Below are 21,236 nucleotides of genomic sequence, written 5' to 3'. Positions count from 1 at the left end.
ACTCGGGTCAAACCTTTGCGTAGGCTGAAGAACCACGCTAGGCGTGCTTAATACCACTGTTGCTTCGCAACGGCAGCGATTCAAACACCTGACCTTTAATGTTCGCAGCAATGCAGGCGTTTAAGCCGTTGCTACGGGAAGCGCATATTAGGGAGTTACTGCGGTAGCGTCAACGGTTTTTTTCTACCAGCAAACCGAATGGGTCTTTTTTCGCCAACTCTTGCTGACACAACTGCACCAGTGCGCATTTCTGCGATTGTTTCAGTTGCTGTAGCCGTTCCACATGGCCATCGATCCGCACTTCCAGATTTGGCGTTAACTCCGTTAACGAGTGCAAAAGAGTAAGCTGAGTGCAACTGTCATTAAACTGCCCAAGCCTGTCTTGCCACTCTTGGGCGTGGCCAGAACGGCCTTGAGGTAAACACAGATCCGCCAGATAACGCTGCTTTTTAATCAGCAAGCGCACCTTGTGCCAATGCTTGCTCTTATTGCTGGCCAACGCCACTTCACAGCGATTAACGATGCTTTGTCTTAACCCTTCCGACACCATCGAAACGCACTCAGTCAGCAGCATCTCATTGCGGGGCCACTTCAGCCCTAATAGTGCCTGACACAACAGCTGTTCGCGCTCTAACTGCTTTAGCTGCACCAACATCTGTTGCTGCTCTTGCTTTCGCAATTGCAGCAGGTGAATTTGCAGATCATTTTGCTCAAGGCTGTGCACAAACACGTCGATGTCGCGCAGCCGATTGGTCACGCGCGCCTGCTGCGCCATGCTGGCCGACATAGCACAGGCAGGAGTCTGCCACAGCTGCTCTATAAACAGATCCAGCAAGCAACGGCTTTTCCGCAGGCTAACCCGATAGCGGTGCAACGCCTCAATATCTTCACCCTTTTCAACTGCTGCTAACTGCGCCAGCGCATGATGATATTGCAAACGAACCCGGGCGCAGATCCCAGCAACCAATCCTTCGGTCATCGTCTTCTCCCATCCAGACACAAAAAAGCACCGCCTAAGCGGTGCTTTTCAGTATAGGTTCAGACTCGGCTCAGGCGTTGCCTTTCACTACCGCCTTTAAGGTGGCAGCAAAATCCAGCATCCGGTTTAGCGGGATCATCGCTTTTTCGGCCAAGGCCGGATCAACGTGCACTTCATGCTCGCTCTTGTCGCTGTTTTCTAACGACTTGGCAATGGCATCAAGGCCATTCATTGCCATCCATGGGCAGTGGGCGCAACTACGACAGGTCGCGCCATTACCGCCGGTTGGCGCTTCGATGAAGGTTTTCTCTGGTGAGAGCTGCTCCATCTTGTAGAAGATCCCTTTATCGGTCGCCACGATAAAGGTGTCGTTATCCATCTCTTGGCTGGCTTTGATCAGCTGCGAGGTGGACCCTACGGCATCGGCGATGGCCACCACGGATTCGGGGGATTCTGGGTGCACCAGTACCGCCGCATTCGGGTTGGCTGCTTTCAGTTCAAACAACGCCTTGGCTTTAAATTCGTCGTGAACCACACAAGCGCCTTGCCACATCAGCATTTCAGCGCCGGTTTGCTTGGCGATGTAACCCCCTAGGTGACGATCTGGCCCCCAGATGATTTGATGACCTTCGCTATCCAGGTGCTCGACAATCTCTAACGCAATAGAAGAGGTGACCACCCAATCAGCACGGGCTTTAACCGCTGCCGAGGTGTTGGCGTACACCACTACAGTGTGATCCGGGTGAGCATCGCAAAATTCCGCAAACTGATCCGCTGGGCAACCTAAGTCCAACGAACAGGTGGCATCGAGGTTTGGCATCAGCACGGTTTTTTCTGGGGTTAGGGTTTTTGCGGTTTCCCCCATAAAGCGCACCCCAGCCACCACAAGGGTTTTCGCCGGATGATCGTTACCGAAACGGGCCATCTCTAATGAGTCAGCCACACAACCGCCGGTCTCTTCTGCCAGCGCTTGGATCTCAGGATCGGTGTAATAGTGCGCAACCAGCACCGCGTCCTTCTCTTGCAGCAAGCGTTTAATGCGTGCTTTTGTCTCAGCCTTTTGCGCGTCGGTTAACGGCAGTGGCTTTGGCGGGAAGGGGTAGTGCAAGTCGTCAACCACGGGTGCTTCTAACATTCAGATCAGTGCCTCTACTACGAATTGGCGCCATTATACGAAAAGCTGAAACTCAGGTTAACCTCCAACCGAACAATACTGCCATTTAAATCCACGTTAATTGCTGCTTTTCGGTCGGTTCTGTACGCCTTGGCGCCGCCACTTAACCGCAGCACGTCTTGTCTCCGGCAAGTGACCAAAACAAACAAGGCACCATTACGGTGCCTTGTGACTTTGGTGCTGTGAGGTGCTGCGACTTAACGCATCGCCATCAGCATCATCTCTGGCTGTTCTAGGTAGTTGCGCCACAAGTTGCAGAAGCGCGCAATGGTGCCGCCATCAATCACGCGGTGATCCCCAGACCAACTCACTTGCATGATGGTGCGAGCTTCCACTTCGCCCTTGCTGTTAAAGCGCGGCAACTGCTGCAGTTTACCCAGCGCCACAATCGCCACTTCGGGTTTATTGATGATCGGCGTGGCAATGGTGCCGCCAATGGCACCAATGTTCGAGATCGAAATGGTACCACCTTGCAGATCCGCAGGAGCAACGCGGCCATCACGGGCGGCTTTGATCAACCGCTTCACTTCATCGGCCACTTCCAAAATCGACTTGTGTTGCACCTGTTTGATGTTCGGTACCATCAAGCCCAGCTTGCCATCAACCGCCATGCCAATGTTGTGATCCGCCAAGTAGGTCAGCTCTGTGCAGTCTGCATTTACGCGGCTGTTAACCACGGGGAACTGCGCCACCGCCAAGGATAATGCCTTAATAAAGAACGGCATAAAGCTTAGCTTGATGCCCTGATCAGCATATTGTGCGTTCAGGTTTTTCCGCAATGCCACCAGCTCAGTCAGATCAAACTCTTCACAGTAAGTGAAATGAGGAATGGTCTGGACCGAGGCAACCATCTGCTTCGCCATCGCCGCTTTAATGCCGCGGATCGGCTCAACTCGGTCGCCGTCACTGGCGGCGGTAACAGGGGTGGATGGCGCTGTCGCAGCGGCGGCTGGAGCGTCACTGCTGCCCACTTCTAAGTAGCGGTGCAGATCCTCTTTATAGATGCGGCCATTTTTACCGGTTCCGGCCACCAAGCTCAGATCCACCTCTTTTTCCCGCGCTAAGCGCCGTACTGCTGGGCTGGCAACGGCCTTACCGCCGCGATTTGCGCTGCTTGATGTGTGGCCGCTGTCAGTAACGTCAGCGCTCACAACCGCTGCCGCTGCGTTGCCATTTACCGCAGCATCTGCTGCGGCTTGGCTTGTGCCCGCTACCGCCAACGCAAACAAGGGCTGATGCACCTTAGCCACTTGGCCTTTCCGGTAATACAGCTTATGAATAACGCCGGCTTCTTTGGCGGGAATTTGCACCAACGCTTTGTCGGTCATCACATCGCAAATCGGCTGATCTTCGTCAACGTGGTCGCCTTCGGCCACCAGCCATTCCACCAGCTCACACTCCACAATGCCTTCGCCAATGTCGGGCAAAATAAAGTCGTTGATCTGAGTGTTATTCGCCGGTGTTGGTGCGATTGCCGCGGCAGGCTCTGGGGCTGCCACTGGCGCGGGTTGCTCGGTACTGCCAGTCAGTTCCACTTGGAACAACGGCTGGTGCACCTTCGCCACTTGGCCTTTGCGATAGTACAACTTGGTGATCACGCCCTCGTAGGGAGCGGGGATCTGCACCAACGCTTTATCGGTCATCACATCGGCAATTGGCTGATCCTCGGCAATGGTGTCGCCTTCGGCCACTAGCCATTCCACCAGTTCACACTCAACTACGCCCTCGCCGATATCCGGCAAGATAAAATCCTTAATCATTGCCACTCCTTAGAAATTGACGCTGGTTTTGATCGCTTCAAAGATCTTGTGTTCGTTGGCCATGTGTTCCTTTTCCAACGACAATGGGTACGGCGTATCCAAGCCACACACGCGAGCGATTGGCGACTCCAGATGTAAGAAGCATTGATCTTGAATGGTGGCGGCGATCTCGCCGGCAAAGCCACCGCTGAGCGGGGCTTCGTGGCTGATCAGCAAGCGGCCCGTTTTCACCACCGAGGCAGCAACGGTGTCCACATCCCACGGCATCAACGTACGCAGATCGATGATCTCGCAGCTGATCCCCTCTTTGGCGGCACGCTTAGCGGCGTTTTCAATCAACTCCATCTGTGCGCCCCAGCCCAGTAGGGTGATGTCTGTGCCCTCTTGCACCACTTCCGCTTGCGACAGTGGGATCTCGTAATCCCCTTCTGGCACTTCACCTACCGAAGCGCGATAGATCCGTTTAGGTTCAAAGAAGATCACTGGGTTATCGTCGCGGATCGAAGCCAACAACAGCCCTTTGGCTTGTTCTGGGTTACGCGGCACCACCACTTTCAACCCTGGGGTTTGGGTAAAGTAGGCTTCTGGTGACTGCGAATGATAGTGACCACCGGCAATGCCACCACCGTATGGGGTACGAATGGTTAAGCCGCCGACATCAAATTCATTGCCGCTGCGATAGCGGAACTTGGCGGTTTCGTTAACGATCTGATCGAAGGCCGGAAAGATGTAATCGGCAAACTGGATCTCAGCAACCGGGCGCATCCCTTGCGCGGCCAAGCCGTTGGCAAAACCGATGATCCCCTGCTCAGTCAGCGGCGTATTAAAGCAACGCGCCTTACCGTACTTATCTTGCAGCTTGGCGGTGGCACGAAACACCCCGCCGAAGTGACCAACGTCTTCGCCGAACACCAGCACTCGTTCATCATTGCCCATGGCAATATCAAGGGCTTCGTTAATGGCGTGTAGTAGATTCATTTGAGCCATTACTTCTGCTCCTTGCCAGCGGTGAGGCGGTAATATTCTGGGTATTGCTGCACTTGGGTTTTCACTTGCTCAAGTTGCTGTTGCAGATGCTTAGGCACTTCGTCAAACACGTCGGTTACCAGCGAGCTGAGCGGTGGCATATCGATTTTCTCTGCCACCTTCACCGCCGCCAACACCTCTTGTTTGTAGTGCTGGAACAGCGCTTCATCTTCGCTTTCATCCCACCAACCTTGAGCAATCAACCACAGCTTATAGCGCAGCACCGGATCGTGTTGCTGCCACTTGGCCTCTTCCTCTTTGCTGCGGTAACCGGATGGATCATCCGAGCTGGAATGCGCGCCTAAGCGGTAGGTCATCGCTTCGATCAGTACTGGGCAGCTTTGCTCTAGCGCCACTTTGCGCGCCAACTGAGTCGCGGCCAATACCGCCAACATGTCGTTGCCATCAACCCGAATGGTTTTGATGCCGTAACCCATGCCACGGGGGGCAATGCCGTCGCCCGCAAACTGTTCATTGGCGGGCGTCGAGATGGCATAGCCGTTGTTACGACAGAAGAAAATCGCCGGAGCCGCATGCACGGCGGCCATGTTCAGGCCCGCATGGAAGTCCCCTTCCGATGCCGCGCCTTCACCGAAGAAACACAGCGTGACGTTGTCTTTGCCCTGCATCTTTTGGCCATAGGCGTAGCCTGAGGCTTGCGGAATTTGCGTGCCCAGTGGCGACGAAATGGTCATGTAATGCAGCGCTTTGCTGCCGTAATGGATCGGCATCTGCCGACCTTTGCCCAGATCCAGCTCGTTAGAGAACATCTGGTTCATAAATTGTTCGGTGGTAAAACCGCGCAGGTGCAACGCCGCATGTTCACGGTACTGCGCCATGATCATGTCTTCTGCGTCTAACGCGGCTGCGGCACCAATCACGGCGGCTTCTTCGCCGGTACAGGTCATGTAGAAGCTGATCCGCCCCTGACGCTGGGCCGCCAGCATGCGTTCATCCAATACTCGGGTGAATACGCAGCTGTGGTACATCTTCAGCGCTAACGCTTGGTCGATTTGCGGCAGCTGAGCTTGCTCATACACGCTGCCATCAGCTTGCAGCACCTTCAACGTAGGGAAGTTGAAGGCGTGGCCATCGACCAGTTGCGCCTGATGCTGTTGCCCTAACTGGGCAGAATTGTCTGTCATCACTTAACGTCCGGTTGTCATGTGTGGGGTTGCCAAATTGTGATTATTTTTATCAGCTTGTTGAAAACTACCTGCCACAGAAAGGTGGTGCAACCAAGGGAGAGATTGCGCCACCACTGGCTTTGCGCGGTTCTGTAAATCGCTATTTACAACCGCCTTCGGTCAGACCTTTTTACACAAACGGTTGATCTGGCCCCACCGGCACGACTGTAAGCAGTGCCCGTTGGCCAGTGGCGACCTTGGCATTAGGGAACACAATCGCTTCTTGCTTGGCTTGCACTCTAAACTCCTGTTCGCCATCACTGGCCAACAGCTCGCCTTGTTTGAATTCGCTGAAGTTAGCTGCGTTATCGGCAAAGTTAAGTGCAAAATCGGCCGAGTTCTTATTGATCTCTTGCGCCACATCAAACACCGTCATCGCCGCGTCTTCGCCCAATTGCAGTGGCTGTGCCGCAATAAAGCGTTGCAGTTGTGCCTCGATTTGAGCCAAGGATTTGGGATCGTTTTGACCAAAGGGGCGCACCTTACCAAGCTCTACCGTGAAGGCGTCGGCACCAAACTGGTTCGAGCTAAAATAGCTGAAAGTGGATTGCGGCGAATGGATCAATAAGGTGGTGTCGACTCCGCAATTGGCCAGAAAACGCAGTTGCTGCTTTTTCCATGGCTTGCCATGGCGAAACGGGTAGATGGCAAATTTTTCTCGTTTCGAATCACGGATCGCAGTGTGCAGATCGTAGTGATAACGCTCGCCCGCGCGCGCCTCAAAAAAGTCCTGAACCGCTGCTTCTAGCACCTTGGCCCGGTTGGCTTCGTCGCCTTGATAACGTTGGTGATTGCCACTGAACAAGCGATTCATGTTGTGTTCAAGCTCGCGCTTGCCCACCACCATCGCCGGTGGGTTACCCAATAAGATCAGTAAGCGGTTACGGCATGGCAACACACCACTAAGCAACTGTTTAACCAAGCGGTTCACTAACTCGATGGGGGCGGTTTCATTGCCGTGCACACCGGCAGACAGCACCAGATCAGCCCCTTGCGGCTGCTGGGGTTCAAACCGCAGTACGCCCACTTCCGCTAACGACACCACAGTGCCATCGGTCAGAGTAAAGCGTTCGGTTTGTGGCAGGGATTGTGGATGGGCCAGCGTATGAGCAAGCAGATCTTGATTGTGTTGTAGCACAGCACCTCTCCTTGGGCGTTCGACTATCGACGCATTGTAACAATCGCCCCAACAGAATTCTCTTTTGCGCCGATGTTGTGATCTTGCTGCTGTTACATTAAGCTTACGGACATATAGCCATCCAAACGGCTTAACTGCCATGACGAATTAGATCACGGTTAAGTCTGCAGCAAAGAGGAAAAGATATGGCCACAGCAACGATCGGCGCCGGATGTTTTTGGGGTGTAGAGCAATTTCTGAAAGAGATTGACGGTGTTACTGCCGTACGCTGTGGTTATATGGGCGGTCATATTGAGCACCCAAGCTACGCCGAGGTAAAGCAAGGCGACAGCGGCCACGCCGAAGTGGTGCAGTTGGAGTTTGATGAGCGGGTTGTCAGCTTTCCCGAGATTTTAGCGGTGTTTTGGCAGTTCCATAATCCCACCACCTTGTTTCAACAAGGGGAAGACGTGGGCAGCCAGTATCGAAGCGTGGTGTTTTTCCATGATGACAGCCAACGTCAACAGGCACTGCTATCGAAACGACAGCAAGGCCAGAGTGGCTACTGGGCTGGGAAAACCATTGTGACGGAGATAAGCCCGGCACAAACCTTCTATCTGGCCGAGGAATACCACCAAAACTACCTCGGTAAGCATCAACTGCCCACTTGTCATCTGCCGTTTTTTTAATTCGCAGCCACAAAAAAGCCCGGAATCATCCGGGCTTTGTTAGGCAAGAAGTCATTCAGCGGCGACGACGACGCTGGTTCTTCTCTTCCTCTTTGGCCAGTTTGGCCGCTTCTTCACGGTCACGCTTTTTCTGCAGTTCCGCTTCTTCGTGTTCCATCATCACTGGGGTTTCCAGAGTGATGCCACCTAAGGTGCCGTCGCGCAGTTCGTTGATCAAAATGGCGCCAAAACGCTCTAAATCAACTCGACCACCGCCTTTCACACAACCGCGTTTCTTACCCGCCGCTTCCATAAACTCCCAGTCCGTTTCTGGCAGTTGCTCCAGCTTATAACGTTCCGACAAACGCTCTGGGTAGGTGGCCAGCAGGTATTCCGATACATAGCTGCCTAACTCTTCGTAGTTAACCACGGTATCGCGAATGGCAGCAATGGCCGCTAAACGGAAGCCGTAATGTTCGTTTTCCAGCTTGGGCCACAGCATGCCAGGGGTATCGTACAGCATGATGCCGTCTTCCAGCTTAATCCGCTGCTGCGCTTTGGTTACCGCAGGCTCGTTACCGGTTTTCGCCACAATGCGCTTCGCCATGGTGTTGATCAACGTGGATTTGCCCACGTTGGGAATGCCCATGATCATCGCCTTGATCTGCTTATCGTTGCCCACTTTATGGGGCACCATCTTCTTACACAGCTCGCTGATCTTATGCACATGGTTCGACTTATCGGTATCCAGCGCTAAGGTTTTTACCCCGCGCTGCTGTTCCAGATAGGCCATCCATTGCTCGGTCAACACCGGATCGGCCAGATCCGCTTTGTTGAAGATCTTGATTACCGGTTTGTCACGGCGCAGCTGCGCCACCATTGGGTTTTCGCTGCTGTACGGCACACGAGCATCGAGCACTTCGATGATCACGTCCATTTGCGGCATCACCTCTTTGATCTCGCGACGGGCCTTATTCATATGGCCAGGGAACCACTGCAGTGCCATAACTCTTCTCTTCAACAAATTAACAGGCGCGCAAGTTTACCCTGCTTGTAAGCAAGGCTCCACTAACGCAGATAAAACAAAGGGAAGCCGCTGGCTTCCCTTGTCCGTTTTGGGCTAACCCTTAGCCACTGATTTTAGCAATCAACTGCTGCGCTTGGTCGAGCAGTTGCTCAAGGTGCGCTTCGCTGTCACTGCTTTCAGCGTAAATCTTGTAGATGGGCTCGGTGCCCGATGGGCGCGCCGCAAACCAGCCGCGATCCGTCACCACCTTTAAGCCACCAATGGCCGCGCCGTTGCCCGGTGCTGCAGTCAGTGTGGCGGTAATGGCGTCGCCAGCCAGTTCGGTTTGATCCAGATCGTCCGCACTGAGGTTTTTCAGCGCATTACGCACGTTATCAGTGGCCGGCGCGTCAACACGGCGGTAGTGATGGCGACCAAACTGCTGTTCCAGCTTGCGGTAATGCGCCGCTGGGGATGCGCCGGTTACCGCTAAGATCTCCGCCGCCAACAAACACAAGATGAAGCCATCTTTATCGGTAGAGAATGCTTCACCGCCGAAGTCTGGGAAGCTGGCGCCGGCGCTCTCTTCACCGCCAAACACCACGGTGCCGTTTGCTAAGCCATCAACAAACCATTTAAAGCCAACAGGCACTTCCATCAAGGCGCGCTGATGCATCGCCACAACCTTGTCGATCATCGCGCTTGACACCAATGTTTTACCAATGGCCGCATCGGTGCCCCAACCCACTCGATGCCCTAACAGGTAATCGATGGCCACCGCTAAGTAGTGGTTCGGGTTCATCAGGCCGCCGTCGGCACAAACAATGCCGTGGCGATCCGCGTCGGGATCGTTCGCCAAGGCCAAGTCGAACTGATCTTTTAGTGCCAGCAGCGGTGCCATCGCGGCGCTGCTGGAACAATCCATGCGAATGGCGCCGTCTTTATCCAGCGCCATAAAACCAAAGGCAGCATCAACGCGATCGTTGGTTACCGTCAGTTTAAGGTTGTAGCGTTCGGCGATGCGCGACCACACCGAGACCGCTGCACCGCCCATGGGATCAACACCAATGCTCACGCCAGCTTTGGCGACGGCGTCTAGGTTCACCACGCTGCCAAGGGCATCGATGTAGCTGCCAATCATATCAACCGCTTTGATCAGCTTGGTTGCTTCAGCCACATCGCGATTAACCCGGCGTACCCCATCCAGATTATTCCGCAGATAAAAATTGGCGCGCTCGGCCACAAAACCGGTGACGTCAGTATCTGCCGGGCCACCATGGGGCGGGTTGTACTTGATGCCGCCATCTTGGGGTGGATTGTGACTTGGGGTGAGGATCAAGCCATCGGCCAGTTCACTGTGCTGACGGTTATGGCGGATCACCGCAAACGACAACACCGGCGTTGGCAAAAAGCCGTGGTTGCTTTGAATCCGTACCGGCACGCCATTACCCGCCAACACCTCTAACGCAGAGTAAAACGCCGGCTGGCTTAATGCGTGGGTATCAAACCCCAAGAACATCGGCCCGTTGATCCCCGCCTGTCGACGGTGATCAATCACCGCTTGGGTGATGGCGTAGATGTGCGCTTGGTTAAAGCTGCGCTTAAAGGCGCTGCCACGGTGGCCAGAGGTGCCGAAGCTGACTTGCTCGGCGGTGTTGTCCATCTGTGGGGTAAGGGTGTAGTAACTGCTGATCAGCTGTGGGATATCAACCAGATCAACAGAGCGGGCAACAGTGCCCGCTCGGTCATGCATTGTCATTCAATGTCCTTGGGCAGATTAGATCTGAGTGGCGATCTGGCCAGCAATGTCGCTATCGCAACCCAGGCTTACCAGTACCTCTTCAAGAATAGTCTGTTTTTTCCGAGTGTTATTGTTTGCGCTCACCCAGTAAGGGCTGGCACCAATCTGTTTTGGATTGGCGGTTTTACTGACTTTTAACAGCGCTTCTTTGCTGGTGGAGAAATAAAGGCGATCTCGGCCTCGGATCTGCAACACCGCATCAAAACTGCTTGGGAACTGACGATACGTGGCGTCCAGCAAGTAGATAAAGCGGCCAACGGCGCCTTTTTGCTTACCCAACGCTTTATCACTTAAAAGCTCTTCAAACACACCGGCTTCGGCAGACGCAGAGCGCACTGGTGTCACCGTTCGTGGCTGTGCTGGCGCGGCGTCTAGGCTCGGCTGGCTAACTTGCTTTGGTGCTTCTTCAGCGTTGGCCGCCACTTGCAGCCCCAATAAACGGCGCAAAATGTCTGAAGCGCTTTCACCAATCCGTTGCGTATTACCGGCGATATGACGATACAGCTCGTCATCGATTTCAATGTATTTCATTGCTTTTTCGTATCGTTTTGCTGATCCCAATTCCCCGCATTATAACCAGCCAAAATTGACGCTGGCTACGGCAAAGTGGCAAAAGCTGTCGTCGTCAATTTCAGTTGTCTACTTTTACAGCCCCGAAGTTGCGCCGCAGTTGCATTTACACCATGAGTTTGATCAAAATGCGCCGCAACAAAGCTGCCGCAGCAATTTAAGGATGACAATGCAGTATCAATGGCAAGGTGATGGCCCCACTGTCGTGGTGATCCACGGCCTCTTTGGCGACTTAGACAACCTCGCAGGCTGCGCCAGTGCCCTGCGCGAGGCCGGTTTCGCGACCTTACGCGTCAGTTTGCCCGGTCATGGCGGCTCGCCATTAGAGGGATTATTTCAGTTTGATCAGGTCGCAGAACAGTTAGAGCAACTGCGCCAACAACTGCAGATCGACCGCTGGAGCCTACTCGGCCACAGCCTTGGCGGCAAAGTGGCCATGACCTACGCGCAGATGTTCCCTGCTCAGGTGGATGGCTTACTGGTGGCCGACATTGCTCCGGTCGCTTATGGCCGTCGCCACGACACCATTTTAACCGCACTGCCCCGTTTAGAATTAACCGCCATCAGCCAGCGCAGCCAAGCGCAAAAGCAGCTGCAGCAGTTGGGCATCGACATGGCCACCGCCGCGTTTCTGACCAAAAACCTCACCCGTGACGCTCAGGGCGGTTTCCATTGGCGCATCAACTTGGCGGCAATCATCGCCAGTTATGACCACATTATTGGCGCCCTGCCGCCGCTGCCGCCCTTCTTAGGCCCCGTCATCATGGTGAAAGGCGAACAGTCGGATTACATTTTGGCAGAGCACCGAGCGGAAATTTTAAGCCGTTTCCCGCAGGCGCGGGCCCACATCATTAACGGCACCGGCCACTGGCTGCACGCAGAAAAACCGGCGCAATTTAACCGGCTCGCAATTCGATTTTTTCGATCCCTGCCAAACTCTTGATAACTCGCCAAAGTTACTTAGTCTGGATCCGCCGTAAGGTTGGAATGGAATGGCGCCGCTGTGCTATAGTGCGCGACCTCGGAATGCCAGGAAGGTAGGGATATGTTGATCGACCACTATGAACAGTTGGAGGCTTTGGGCCTAAACCTGTTTTTTGCGGGAGTATTCCTCTTGATTGGCCTATCCATCAAGGACGTTCTTAAACAAGGTAAAGTGCCTCCTTTTGGCCGCTTTGTTGTATGGCTGGTACTGTTTTTAGGCTGTGCCGGGTTTATTGCCAAGGGTCTGATCCAAATGTTTTGGGAAGGCTCGGGGCTCAGCTAAATCGTTTCACTCATGGCAGTAGAAAAATCCGATAGAACGACTCTGGATATGTTTGCCACGGAAAAACGCCGTGGTCGCCCCAGAACGAATCCGATGTCGCGTGAGCAGCAACTTCGCATTAATAAGCGAAATCAAATGCAACGTGACAAGTCCAACGGCCTTAAACGCATTGAGTTTAAGGTGTCAGAGGCGCTTTTTAACGCCTTGAATGACAAAGCATTGGACAGTAACCTCACTCGTGGTCAACTGATCGAGTCTATCCTGCAAGAGCAGTTTGATATTGACGCCGATCACTCCTAATGAGTGTTCGTATCCACATTAAGAAAATGCATAGGTATAAAGAATGGCAAGCGTAGGTCTGTTCTTTGGCAGCGACACCGGTAACACCGAAGCCGTAGCTAAAATGATCCAAAAGAAACTTGGCGACTTGGTTGAAGTAAAAGACATCGCCAAAAGCAGCAAGGAAGAGATCGACGAGTTTAGCCTGCTGCTGTTCGGGATCCCAACTTGGTACTATGGCGAATCTCAGTGTGACTGGGATGATTTCTTCCCAGAATTAGAGCAACTGGACTTCACCGACAAGCTGGTTGCGATCTTCGGTTGTGGTGATCAAGAAGACTACGCCGAGTACTTCTTGGATGCGATGGGCCAGCTGGCTGACATCGTTCGCGATCGCGGCGCCATCATCGTGGGCCACACCTCGGTTGAAGGCTACGAGTTTGAAGCCTCTAAAGCCTTGGTGGAAGACGACAAGTGTTTTGTTGGTTTGGGCATCGACGAAGATCGTCAGCCAGAACTGACCAACGACCGCGTAGACGCTTGGGTTAAGCAGATCTACGAAGAGATGTGTCTGGCAGAATTGGCATAAGCCAAGCCCCACATCAAAAAGGCCGCCATGTGCGGCCTTTTTTGTGGCCAAAATTCAGCAACGGCGCCCCAGCGCGCGACGATTCTGCAACGATAACCACTGGCCCCGTTGGCCTAACCGACCAGCAAATTGTGGCCACTGCAGCCTTTCCCAGCGTAAACGAATTGGTTATGGTGACTAAACCATGCAAGCAAACCGATAAATTTGCTGTAAATCCAAGTCTTAGCAGTAAGGATCCGCTGATGAAGCCACTGACCAAATCCAACAAACTTAACTCCGTTTGTTATGACATTCGCGGTCCGGTGGCGCGAGAGGCCAAGCGCTTAGAAGAGGAAGGCCACCGGGTACTGAAGCTGAACATTGGCAACCCTGCCCCCTTCGGTTTTGAAGCGCCGGAAGAGATCATCCGCGACGTGATCCACAACCTGCCGGAAAGCCAAGGCTACTGCGATTCCAAAGGGTTGTTTTCCGCCCGTAAAGCAATTGTGCAGTCCTATCAGCAGGTGGGCATTCGCGATGTGGACGTAGAAGACATCTACATCGGCAACGGCGTCTCCGAGCTGATCGTGATGGCGATGCAAGGCTTGCTCAACAACGGCGACGAGATTTTGGTGCCCGCCCCTGATTACCCACTGTGGACCGCAGGGGTTAATCTGGCCGGCGGCAAAGCACGACATTACCTGTGCGATGAACAAGCCGACTGGATGCCGGATTTAGACGACATTCGCCGCAAGATCACCCCTCAAACCCGTGGTTTGGTGATCATTAATCCCAACAACCCCACCGGTGCTGTGTACAGCCGCGAGATGCTGCTGGAGCTGCTGCAGATCGCCCGCGAACACAACCTGATTGTCTTTTCCGATGAGATCTACGATCGCGTGCTGTACGACGGCGTGCAACACATCCCCACCGCCAGCTTGGCCGATGATCTGTTCATCATCACCTTTAATGGCTTATCCAAAGCCTACCGCGTGGCCGGGTTTCGGGTGGGGTGGATGATGCTCTCTGGCCGTCGTGATCATGTTCGTGATTACGTCGATGGCTTAGAGATGCTGGCCTCAATGCGGTTGTGCGCCAACGTGCCGATGCAGCACGCCATCCAAACCGCCCTCGGGGGCTACCAAAGCATTAACGAGCTGATCCTGCCCAGCGGCCGCTTGTGCCAACAGCGGGATCTGGTGGTCGAACGGCTCAATGCCATTGATGGGGTCAGCTGCTACAAGCCCAAAGGCGCAATGTACGCCTTCCCCAAGCTCGATGTGAAAAAATTCAACTTGGTGGACGATCAGCAGATGGTGCTGGATTTGTTGATGCAGGAGAAAATCCTGCTGGTGCAAGGCACCGCCTTTAATTGGCCCGAGCCGGATCACGTGCGCGTGGTGTTTTTGCCCCACCTTGAGGATCTGTCCAAAGCGATGGACAACTTCGAGCACTTCTTAAGCCGCTATCGCCAGTAGGAGCCCCCATGAGCCAACCCTCCAGTACTTTTCTTGCGTGGCTATTCCGGATGCCGCTGATCCGGCGCTGGTCGTTGATGTTTTGCGTTAAGCCAGAAAACGTTGCCGAGCACAGCCACCAAGTGGCGATTGTCGCCCACCTATTAACGGTGATTAAAAACAGCAAGTTTGGTGGCACCCTCAGCCCAGAAAAGGCCGCCACTACCGCCTTGTATCATGAGTGCTCAGAAACCTGGTTGGGGGACATCGTAAGTCCGGTAAAGTACTCCAACCCGCAGATCACCAAAGAATTTAAACTGCTGGAACAAGCGGCGGAGCAACAGTGCCTTGACAGTTTACCGCCTGAGCTGCGCGGCGCCTTTGCCGATCTGGTGGTGCAAAACAACATCGAGCCTGAATACGCTGCGGTGGTCAAAGCCGCCGACATCATCTGCGCTTACGTCAAAGCCAAAGATGAACTTGCCCACCACAACCACGAATTTGATCATGTGGTGGCGAAGATGGAACCACGGATCGCCGAGCTAAGGCAGCAGCCCGAGGTGGCCTACTTTTTGGATGTGTTCTTGGCTTCGTGCAACAACACCCTCGACAGTTTGACCCAATCGCAGCAGCGCCGTTAAGCCAGCACCCAACATCCAGAGGAAGCGCACCATGACCGCAGTCACCACCGATTGGCAGCAACGGCGCTTGCCGGGCAACTCGAGCAAACAGCAAGATCAGCGTTCTCGCTTTCAGCGTGACAAAGCACGGGTGCTGCACAGCGCGGCATTTCGCCGGCTGCAATCCAAAACTCAGGTGCTGGGCATTGGCCTTAACGACTTTCACCGTACCCGTTTAACCCATTCGATTGAATCCGCACAAATTGGCAGTGGCATCAACGCGCAGTTGCGTAATCGTTACCCCCACCTAGCGCCGCTGTTTGACGATCAACTGATCGAAGCGCTGTGCTTGGCCCACGATATTGGCCACCCACCCTATGGCCACGGCGGCGAAGTGGCGCTGAACTACATGATGCGCGATCACGGCGGCTTTGAAGGCAACGGCCAAACCTTTCGCATTTTGGCCAAGCTTGAGCCCTACACTGAAAGCCACGGCATGAACCTAACCCGCCGAACGTTGCTGGGTGTGCTGAAATACCCCGTGCTGCAATCCAAGGTGCAACGATTGGCCTTGCCGCCAGCCCACAGCAGCGGCTTTTTGCACACCCAATCTTGGTTACCGGCCAAGGCGATCTTTGATGATGATCTCGACATCTATAACTGGGTGTTGCAGCCACTAAACGAGGCCGATCGCGAGCACTTTCTCGCCTTGCGCCAAGCCCCAACCGCACAAGAGCATGGCCGCAGCGCGGCAAAATCCTTAGATTGCACCATCATGGAGTTGGCCGACGATATCGCCTATTCGGTGCACGATTTAGAAGATGCCATCGTATTAGGGATCATCACCCAACCCCAATGGCAACAGCAGGTGATCGATCCCTTAAGCCATGATCCGCTCAGCCCGTACACCCCTAAGCAACTGGCCTCATTAACCCAGCGTTTGTTCGCCAGCGAGAATCACCACCGGAAAAAAGCGATTGGCGCCTTGGTCAACGGCTTTGTTACCGCCATTGAAGTACGCCAACACAACCAGTTTTGTGACCCCTTACTGGCGTATCAAGCCGGCCTGCCCGATGCTTTTTCCCTGTTGTTAGACTGCTTAAAGCAGTTTGTTTATCGCAACGTCATTCTGCACAGCTCAGTGCAACGGCAGGAGTTTAAAGGCCAACAGGTGGTGATGGCACTGTTCAGTGCCTTAGCCAGTGAACCAGAACGACTGCTGCCCAGTGGCACCAAGCTCAAATGGCAGCAAGCGCAGCAACAAGGGGATCAGCGTGGCTATCGTGTGCTCAGTGATTACCTCAGCGGCATGACCGATGATTTCGCCGCCAAATTACACCACGATCTGTTCTCCAGCAGCCCCAGATCCGGCGACTTTCATTCAATCGAATGATCCCCGAACCTCGCGCCAGCATGGCTCAGTAAAGAAAGCCTGACAGCAACAAGCCATTAACAACAGTTCCACCAGTGAAGGCAGCCCCGATCCCTGGGCTGGCCTGGTTATAGTACTGCCAGTAATGCCTGCAGGAGTGATCCATGGAAGCGCGACTATTGCTGGTTTTAGCCATCTTCATTTTCGGTAATCTGTATTGGGGCTACCGCTACTTCCGTGCGGCCAAGCAGCCCCCAGATCGAAGCATTGATAAGCAGCAACAGCTTGAGCAGATCAGTGATTATTGGGTGCAATTTAGCTGTGTTGCCATCATCTTGGTGATGCTGATCGCCCCGATTGCCAATACCATCGTGTGGTAGCCACCGTCGCAGCAATCGCCTGCATTGCATTGGGGGATAAACGGACACAAAAAAACCGGCACTGGGCCGGTTTTTGTTGCTCGCGGCGTCATTGCCGCCATAAGCCACGGCAATCAGTTGGCCAAGATAGGGAACACGCCTTTTAAGCCTGCGGCGATCACTTCAATGCCAATCGACAACATCAACAGACCCATAATACGGGTAATAACGTTAATGCCGGTTTGACCCAAGATCTTGAAGATGATCGGTGCCATCCGAAATACCGCCCAGCTTAATACGCCTACGGTCACCAAACACAGTGCCATTCCCACCATTTCGGTTGGTTGGCTGTGCTGGGATGAAAACACCAACACCGAACTGATCGCACCGGGGCCAGCCATTAACGGCAGTGCCAGCGGCACCACGGCCACCGAATCTTTGGTCGCCGATTCGCGGTCTTCCGCTTGGTTGTGTTTTACCTCACCCAACTTACCTTGCAACATCGACATAGCGATAAACAAAATTAGGGTACCGCCAGCAATTCGAAACGCTGGGATCGAGATACTGAACATATCCAGAATGGCCTGACCAGCAAACAGGGTCACCACCAAGATAATGACCGTGGCAAAGTTGGCCACCGCCGCAGTACGGCGGCGTTCTGCTTCGGTTTGGTGACTGGTTAAGGTCACAAATACTGGCAGCAGGCCGATGGGGTTGATGATCGCCACCAAACCCAAGAAAAATTGTAAATAAAGCGTCAGATCCACAAGGCAGTGTCTCGCAATTAGGGGCCAAAGAAAACGCGCATACTTTAGGAGAATTCAGCGACAGAAAACAATGAAAAATATCGCCAAAAAACGCCAGTTTGAATTAGTTTTTCTAATTCAAATTCAACGTCGATTCGGCGCGAATTCTGCCTATGAAATTTGCCCCTAAGTATAGAGGCCAATCCCCATTACGCGACCGTCAGCCAGACCGCTGCTAGGGATTAATTTACGCACCAACGCCGCTGAAACTGTTCCGGTTCCATCCGGGCCATTTTGGCGCTGTCGCGCACGCTTAAGAAGGTCGGCACCAGTGTCCAGCAAAAAGCCAGATAGAGACCGCCTTGCAGGCGCTCGCCCAGATAAAACTTATGTACCCCAAAGGAGCCAAGGAACAGGCTGTAACGCTGTGCTAGGTATTGGCTGCGCACAACGGCTTTGGGATCCACTCCAGCCAAGCCTTCCAGATGCAGGGCGGTATGGCAATGCTGGCATAAGGCCAAATCCAATTGAGTGCTTTGGTGACAATGAGGGCAAAGGTGGCGAGGCATAACGGCGCTATTGGTTGTTGGTGTATTTTGCCATTATAAGTACAGTTGTACGCTGAAATCGCAGCGTCAGCTCACAGTTTGAAAAAGCAATAAAAAACGGCGCATTATGCGCCGTTTCGCTCTGGCTTTAGCCGCCGTTACTAGCCAAAATCACCAGTAATGTAGCCGTGGGTGCGACGATCTTCAGGCTCTGAAAAAATCTGCTTGGTGTGGCCATGTTCCACCAATTCCCCCATTAAGAAAAAAGCGGTTTTGTCGGCAATGCGCCGCGCCTGTGCCATCGAGTGGGTTACAATCACCACGGTAAACTCTTGGCGCAGATCCTCCATCAGATCTTCAATTTTTTTGGTGGCGATGGGATCCAACGCCGAGGTGGGTTCATCCATTAGGATCACGTCCGGCTTCATGGCAATGGTGCGAGCAATGCACAAACGTTGCTGCTGCCCACCAGACAACCCAAAGGCATGGCCATCTAAACGATCTTTCACTTCATCCCACAACGCCGCCCCGCGCAGGGCTTCCTCCACAATGGCGTCTAACTCTTTTTTGTTGGTTTTGCCTTGGGCCTTTTGCCCGTACGCTACGTTTTCGTAGATGCTCATTGGGAATGGGTTGGGCTTTTGAAACACCATGCCGCAGCGCATCCGTAATTTACGTACGTCGATGTCACCGTAAACGTCGGCGCCATCCATCTTTACCTTACCGTCGATGCGGACTCCTGGGATCAGATCATTCATCCGGTTCAAGGTGCGCAGCAAGGTGGATTTACCGCAGCCCGAAGGGCCAATAAACGCGGTTACCTGCTTGCGGGGAATGGCTAAGTTAATGCTTTTTAACGCTTGGTTATCGCCGTAGAACAGATCTAAGTTTTCAATTTCAAAGGTATTCATCGTCTTAAACTCAGTGACCGCAGTCGTTAGTAGGTGGCCTTGCTAAATTGGCTCGACACAAACTTGGTGAATAGGTTGATCATCAGCACCACCACAATCAACACGGTTGCCGTAGCAAACGCCATATCCCAATCGTGTTGGGTGTAGAGTTCGGTGGTGAGCATGTACAGGTGTACCGTTAAGGTACGGCCAGAATCGAACACCGACTCCGGTATGTTGGCCACCATGCCTGCGGTTAAGTACACCGGCGCCGATTCGCCAATGATGCGGCCAATCGACAGAATCAACGCAGTGACAATGCCCGGCATCGCCGCAGGCAAAATCACTCGTACCACGGTGTATAAACGCGATGCCCCCAAGCCAAAAGAGGCTTCCCGATAGGCTACAGGCACCGCCATGATCGCTTCTTCACTGGTGCGGATGATCACCGGCAGAATCAACATCGACAACGTCAGTGCCCCCGCCAAAATGGAGAACCCCAAGCCCATGATCGAGACAAAAAATGTCAATCCAAACAGGCCATAAATGATTGAGGGAATGCCCGCTAAGGATTCAGTGCAAAAACGGATCAGCGCCACAATATGGCTGCCAGGCTTGGCGTATTCAGTTAGGTAAATGGCGGTCATGATGCCGATAGGCGCGGCAATCGCCACCGACAGCAACACCATGTATAAGGTGGAGACAATCATTGGCCAGATCCCCGCTTCGGCTCCGGTGCGGGTGTAGTTGTCGGTAATAAAGTGCCAGTCAACAAAGCTCAAACCGTTACTGACAATGTAAAACAAAATCCAAATCAGAAAGGCCATGGTGACGATGGCAGAGCCCCAGATCAGGCCCAGCAACAGCCGGTCGGTGTTATCTCGACTAAACATTATTTGGCTATCTCACGGTTAATGAACATCAAGCTGGCGTTGAGCAGCATCACAAACAGCAGCAGCACCACGCCCGTTGCGTACAACGCACTGGCATGCACGCCGGTGGCGTAAGACATCTCTAGGGCGATGTTGGCGGTTAACGAGCGTGCCGACTCTAAGATCCCCTCAGGCATGGCCGGGGCATTGCCCATCACCATAATGATCGCCATGGTTTCGCCAATCGCGCGTGCAATGCCTAAGATGATGCCGGTAAAGATCCCCGAACGCGCCGCCGGTAATAACACATTAAAAATGGTGTAGATCTGCGATGCGCCCAGTGCCAAAGAGGCTTCTTTATATTGCGGAGGTAAGGCACGGATAGAGGTTTCTGATACCGCAATCACCGTTGGCAAAATCATCACGGCCAACACCACCGAGCCAGCCAGCACCGTAGCGCCAGAGGGCACCTCAAACAGCTGTTCAATCAGTGGCACTATCACCACCAAACCAAAGAAGCCGTACACCACCGATGGGATCCCCGCCAGCAATTCAATGGCTGGACGCATGTACTTAGCCAGTGACGCAGGGGCAATTTCGGCTAAAAAAATGGCGGTTAACAGCCCCACCGGCACCCCAATCACAATCGCCACGGACGTAGACAATAAGGTACCGACAATCATCGGGGCGATGCCGTAAAGGGCAGGAGGTAACCACTCCATGCCAAACAGGATCTCGTCTACGCCAGCAAACTGAACCGCAGCAACACTTTCTTTAATAAGGAAAAAGCCGATGATGCCTACCGACACCACCCCAATAAATGCACTCAGCAGGAACAGCCCATGGAACAGGCGTTCCATGATTTCACGACGCTTCGAGCTGGCTAGCAGCTGCGCCATCGCCATCGGTTCAGCGCTACTTTGGGCAATTGTCATAAGTTAAAATCCTATAGAGCCGCAAAAGCTGACAG

At 53.6% G+C, this 21,236-nt stretch carries 23 protein-coding genes; 9 read left to right on the top strand and 14 right to left on the bottom strand.

Annotated features, from left to right (window positions below):
* Positions 1 to 169: 169 nt before the first annotated feature.
* The 6 genes from Q0796_RS14505 to astE all read right to left on the bottom strand — a co-directional run bounded on the left by Q0796_RS14505 (position 170) and on the right by astE (position 7,264).
* Positions 170 to 979 carry a CHAD domain-containing protein gene (locus tag Q0796_RS14505; RefSeq protein ID WP_298444452.1) on the bottom strand — a complete coding sequence of 270 codons (810 nt, stop codon included), beginning with the start codon at positions 977 to 979 and terminating at the stop codon, positions 170 to 172.
* Between the two features lie 70 nt (positions 980 to 1,049).
* On the bottom strand, positions 1,050 to 2,114 hold the full coding sequence (gene nadA / locus Q0796_RS14500; RefSeq protein WP_298444450.1) for a quinolinate synthase NadA: 1,065 nt from the start codon (positions 2,112 to 2,114) through the stop codon (positions 1,050 to 1,052).
* A 236-nt stretch (positions 2,115 to 2,350) separates the two neighbouring features.
* Positions 2,351 to 3,913: a dihydrolipoyllysine-residue acetyltransferase gene (locus Q0796_RS14495; RefSeq protein WP_298444449.1), complete on the bottom strand. Its 1,563-nt coding sequence runs from the start codon at positions 3,911 to 3,913 to the stop codon at positions 2,351 to 2,353.
* A gap of 9 nt (positions 3,914 to 3,922) precedes the next feature.
* Entirely contained in the window at positions 3,923 to 4,900 is a 978-nt protein-coding gene (locus tag Q0796_RS14490; RefSeq protein WP_298444447.1) for a transketolase C-terminal domain-containing protein, read from the bottom strand.
* Positions 4,900 to 6,084 (bottom strand): thiamine pyrophosphate-dependent dehydrogenase E1 component subunit alpha, encoded by a 1,185-nt coding sequence (locus Q0796_RS14485; protein WP_298444446.1) that lies wholly within the window; start codon positions 6,082 to 6,084, stop codon positions 4,900 to 4,902. Before Q0796_RS14485 ends, Q0796_RS14490 begins: the two co-directional genes overlap by 1 nt.
* A gap of 172 nt (positions 6,085 to 6,256) precedes the next feature.
* The gene (gene astE / locus Q0796_RS14480) at positions 6,257 to 7,264 is read right to left on the bottom strand and encodes a succinylglutamate desuccinylase (protein WP_298444444.1); all 1,008 of its coding nucleotides are present in this window, start codon (positions 7,262 to 7,264) and stop codon (positions 6,257 to 6,259) included.
* Between the two features lie 185 nt (positions 7,265 to 7,449).
* On the opposite strand from astE, the gene msrA reads away from it, so the two are divergent.
* The gene (gene msrA / locus Q0796_RS14475; RefSeq protein WP_298444443.1) at positions 7,450 to 7,932 is read left to right on the top strand and encodes a peptide-methionine (S)-S-oxide reductase MsrA; all 483 of its coding nucleotides are present in this window, start codon (positions 7,450 to 7,452) and stop codon (positions 7,930 to 7,932) included.
* Between the two features lie 55 nt (positions 7,933 to 7,987).
* Here the strand turns inward: msrA and ylqF are convergent, their stop codons facing one another.
* From ylqF to seqA, 3 genes are all read right to left on the bottom strand, one after another.
* Positions 7,988 to 8,917 (bottom strand): ribosome biogenesis GTPase YlqF, encoded by a 930-nt coding sequence (gene ylqF / locus Q0796_RS14470; RefSeq protein WP_298444441.1) that lies wholly within the window; start codon positions 8,915 to 8,917, stop codon positions 7,988 to 7,990.
* Positions 8,918 to 9,038: 121 nt separating this feature from the next.
* Positions 9,039 to 10,676 carry a phosphoglucomutase (alpha-D-glucose-1,6-bisphosphate-dependent) gene (pgm, locus tag Q0796_RS14465; RefSeq protein ID WP_298444439.1) on the bottom strand — a complete coding sequence of 546 codons (1,638 nt, stop codon included), beginning with the start codon at positions 10,674 to 10,676 and terminating at the stop codon, positions 9,039 to 9,041.
* An 18-nt stretch (positions 10,677 to 10,694) separates the two neighbouring features.
* Positions 10,695 to 11,249 (bottom strand): replication initiation negative regulator SeqA, encoded by a 555-nt coding sequence (gene seqA, locus Q0796_RS14460; RefSeq protein ID WP_298444437.1) that lies wholly within the window; start codon positions 11,247 to 11,249, stop codon positions 10,695 to 10,697.
* A gap of 208 nt (positions 11,250 to 11,457) precedes the next feature.
* On the opposite strand from seqA, the gene Q0796_RS14455 reads away from it, so the two are divergent.
* From Q0796_RS14455 to Q0796_RS14420, 8 genes are all read left to right on the top strand, one after another.
* The gene (locus tag Q0796_RS14455; protein ID WP_298444436.1) at positions 11,458 to 12,231 is read left to right on the top strand and encodes an alpha/beta fold hydrolase; all 774 of its coding nucleotides are present in this window, start codon (positions 11,458 to 11,460) and stop codon (positions 12,229 to 12,231) included.
* Positions 12,232 to 12,333: 102 nt separating this feature from the next.
* Complete coding sequence (locus tag Q0796_RS14450; protein ID WP_298444434.1) at positions 12,334 to 12,555, top strand: DUF2788 domain-containing protein; 222 nt, start codon at positions 12,334 to 12,336, stop codon at positions 12,553 to 12,555.
* A gap of 12 nt (positions 12,556 to 12,567) precedes the next feature.
* A complete protein-coding gene (gene ybfE, locus Q0796_RS14445) occupies positions 12,568 to 12,855 on the top strand; it encodes a LexA regulated protein (protein ID WP_298444433.1) in 288 nt (95 codons plus the stop codon).
* Between the two features lie 43 nt (positions 12,856 to 12,898).
* Complete coding sequence (gene fldA / locus Q0796_RS14440) at positions 12,899 to 13,423, top strand: flavodoxin FldA (protein WP_298444431.1); 525 nt, start codon at positions 12,899 to 12,901, stop codon at positions 13,421 to 13,423.
* 242 nt (positions 13,424 to 13,665) lie between these two features.
* A complete protein-coding gene (locus Q0796_RS14435) occupies positions 13,666 to 14,880 on the top strand; it encodes a pyridoxal phosphate-dependent aminotransferase (RefSeq protein WP_298444429.1) in 1,215 nt (404 codons plus the stop codon).
* An 8-nt stretch (positions 14,881 to 14,888) separates the two neighbouring features.
* On the top strand, positions 14,889 to 15,500 hold the full coding sequence (gene yfbR / locus Q0796_RS14430; RefSeq protein ID WP_298444427.1) for a 5'-deoxynucleotidase: 612 nt from the start codon (positions 14,889 to 14,891) through the stop codon (positions 15,498 to 15,500).
* A gap of 31 nt (positions 15,501 to 15,531) precedes the next feature.
* Complete coding sequence (locus tag Q0796_RS14425; protein ID WP_298444425.1) at positions 15,532 to 16,872, top strand: anti-phage deoxyguanosine triphosphatase; 1,341 nt, start codon at positions 15,532 to 15,534, stop codon at positions 16,870 to 16,872.
* A gap of 143 nt (positions 16,873 to 17,015) precedes the next feature.
* Entirely contained in the window at positions 17,016 to 17,231 is a 216-nt protein-coding gene (locus Q0796_RS14420; protein ID WP_298444423.1) for a hypothetical protein, read from the top strand.
* 113 nt (positions 17,232 to 17,344) lie between these two features.
* On the opposite strand, the gene Q0796_RS14415 is transcribed toward Q0796_RS14420, so the two are convergent.
* The 5 genes from Q0796_RS14415 to pstC all read right to left on the bottom strand — a co-directional run bounded on the left by Q0796_RS14415 (position 17,345) and on the right by pstC (position 21,201).
* Positions 17,345 to 17,977 carry a YchE family NAAT transporter gene (locus Q0796_RS14415; protein WP_298444421.1) on the bottom strand — a complete coding sequence of 211 codons (633 nt, stop codon included), beginning with the start codon at positions 17,975 to 17,977 and terminating at the stop codon, positions 17,345 to 17,347.
* 221 nt (positions 17,978 to 18,198) lie between these two features.
* Entirely contained in the window at positions 18,199 to 18,525 is a 327-nt protein-coding gene (locus tag Q0796_RS14410) for a TM2 domain-containing protein (protein ID WP_298444419.1), read from the bottom strand.
* 140 nt (positions 18,526 to 18,665) lie between these two features.
* A complete protein-coding gene (gene pstB, locus Q0796_RS14405; protein ID WP_298444417.1) occupies positions 18,666 to 19,415 on the bottom strand; it encodes a phosphate ABC transporter ATP-binding protein PstB in 750 nt (249 codons plus the stop codon).
* 26 nt (positions 19,416 to 19,441) lie between these two features.
* Positions 19,442 to 20,287, bottom strand: a complete 846-nt coding sequence (gene pstA / locus Q0796_RS14400) for a phosphate ABC transporter permease PstA (protein ID WP_298444415.1) — start codon at positions 20,285 to 20,287, stop codon at positions 19,442 to 19,444.
* Positions 20,287 to 21,201, bottom strand: a complete 915-nt coding sequence (gene pstC, locus Q0796_RS14395; protein WP_298444414.1) for a phosphate ABC transporter permease subunit PstC — start codon at positions 21,199 to 21,201, stop codon at positions 20,287 to 20,289. Before pstC ends, pstA begins: the two co-directional genes overlap by 1 nt.
* Positions 21,202 to 21,236 lie beyond the last annotated feature (35 nt).

It is taken from the genome of uncultured Ferrimonas sp., assembly GCF_947489035.1.
Taxonomy (GTDB): domain Bacteria; phylum Pseudomonadota; class Gammaproteobacteria; order Enterobacterales; family Shewanellaceae; genus Ferrimonas.
The sequence above is the reverse complement of the archived record's forward strand: the minus strand, read 5'-3'. Positions and strand labels throughout refer to the sequence as shown.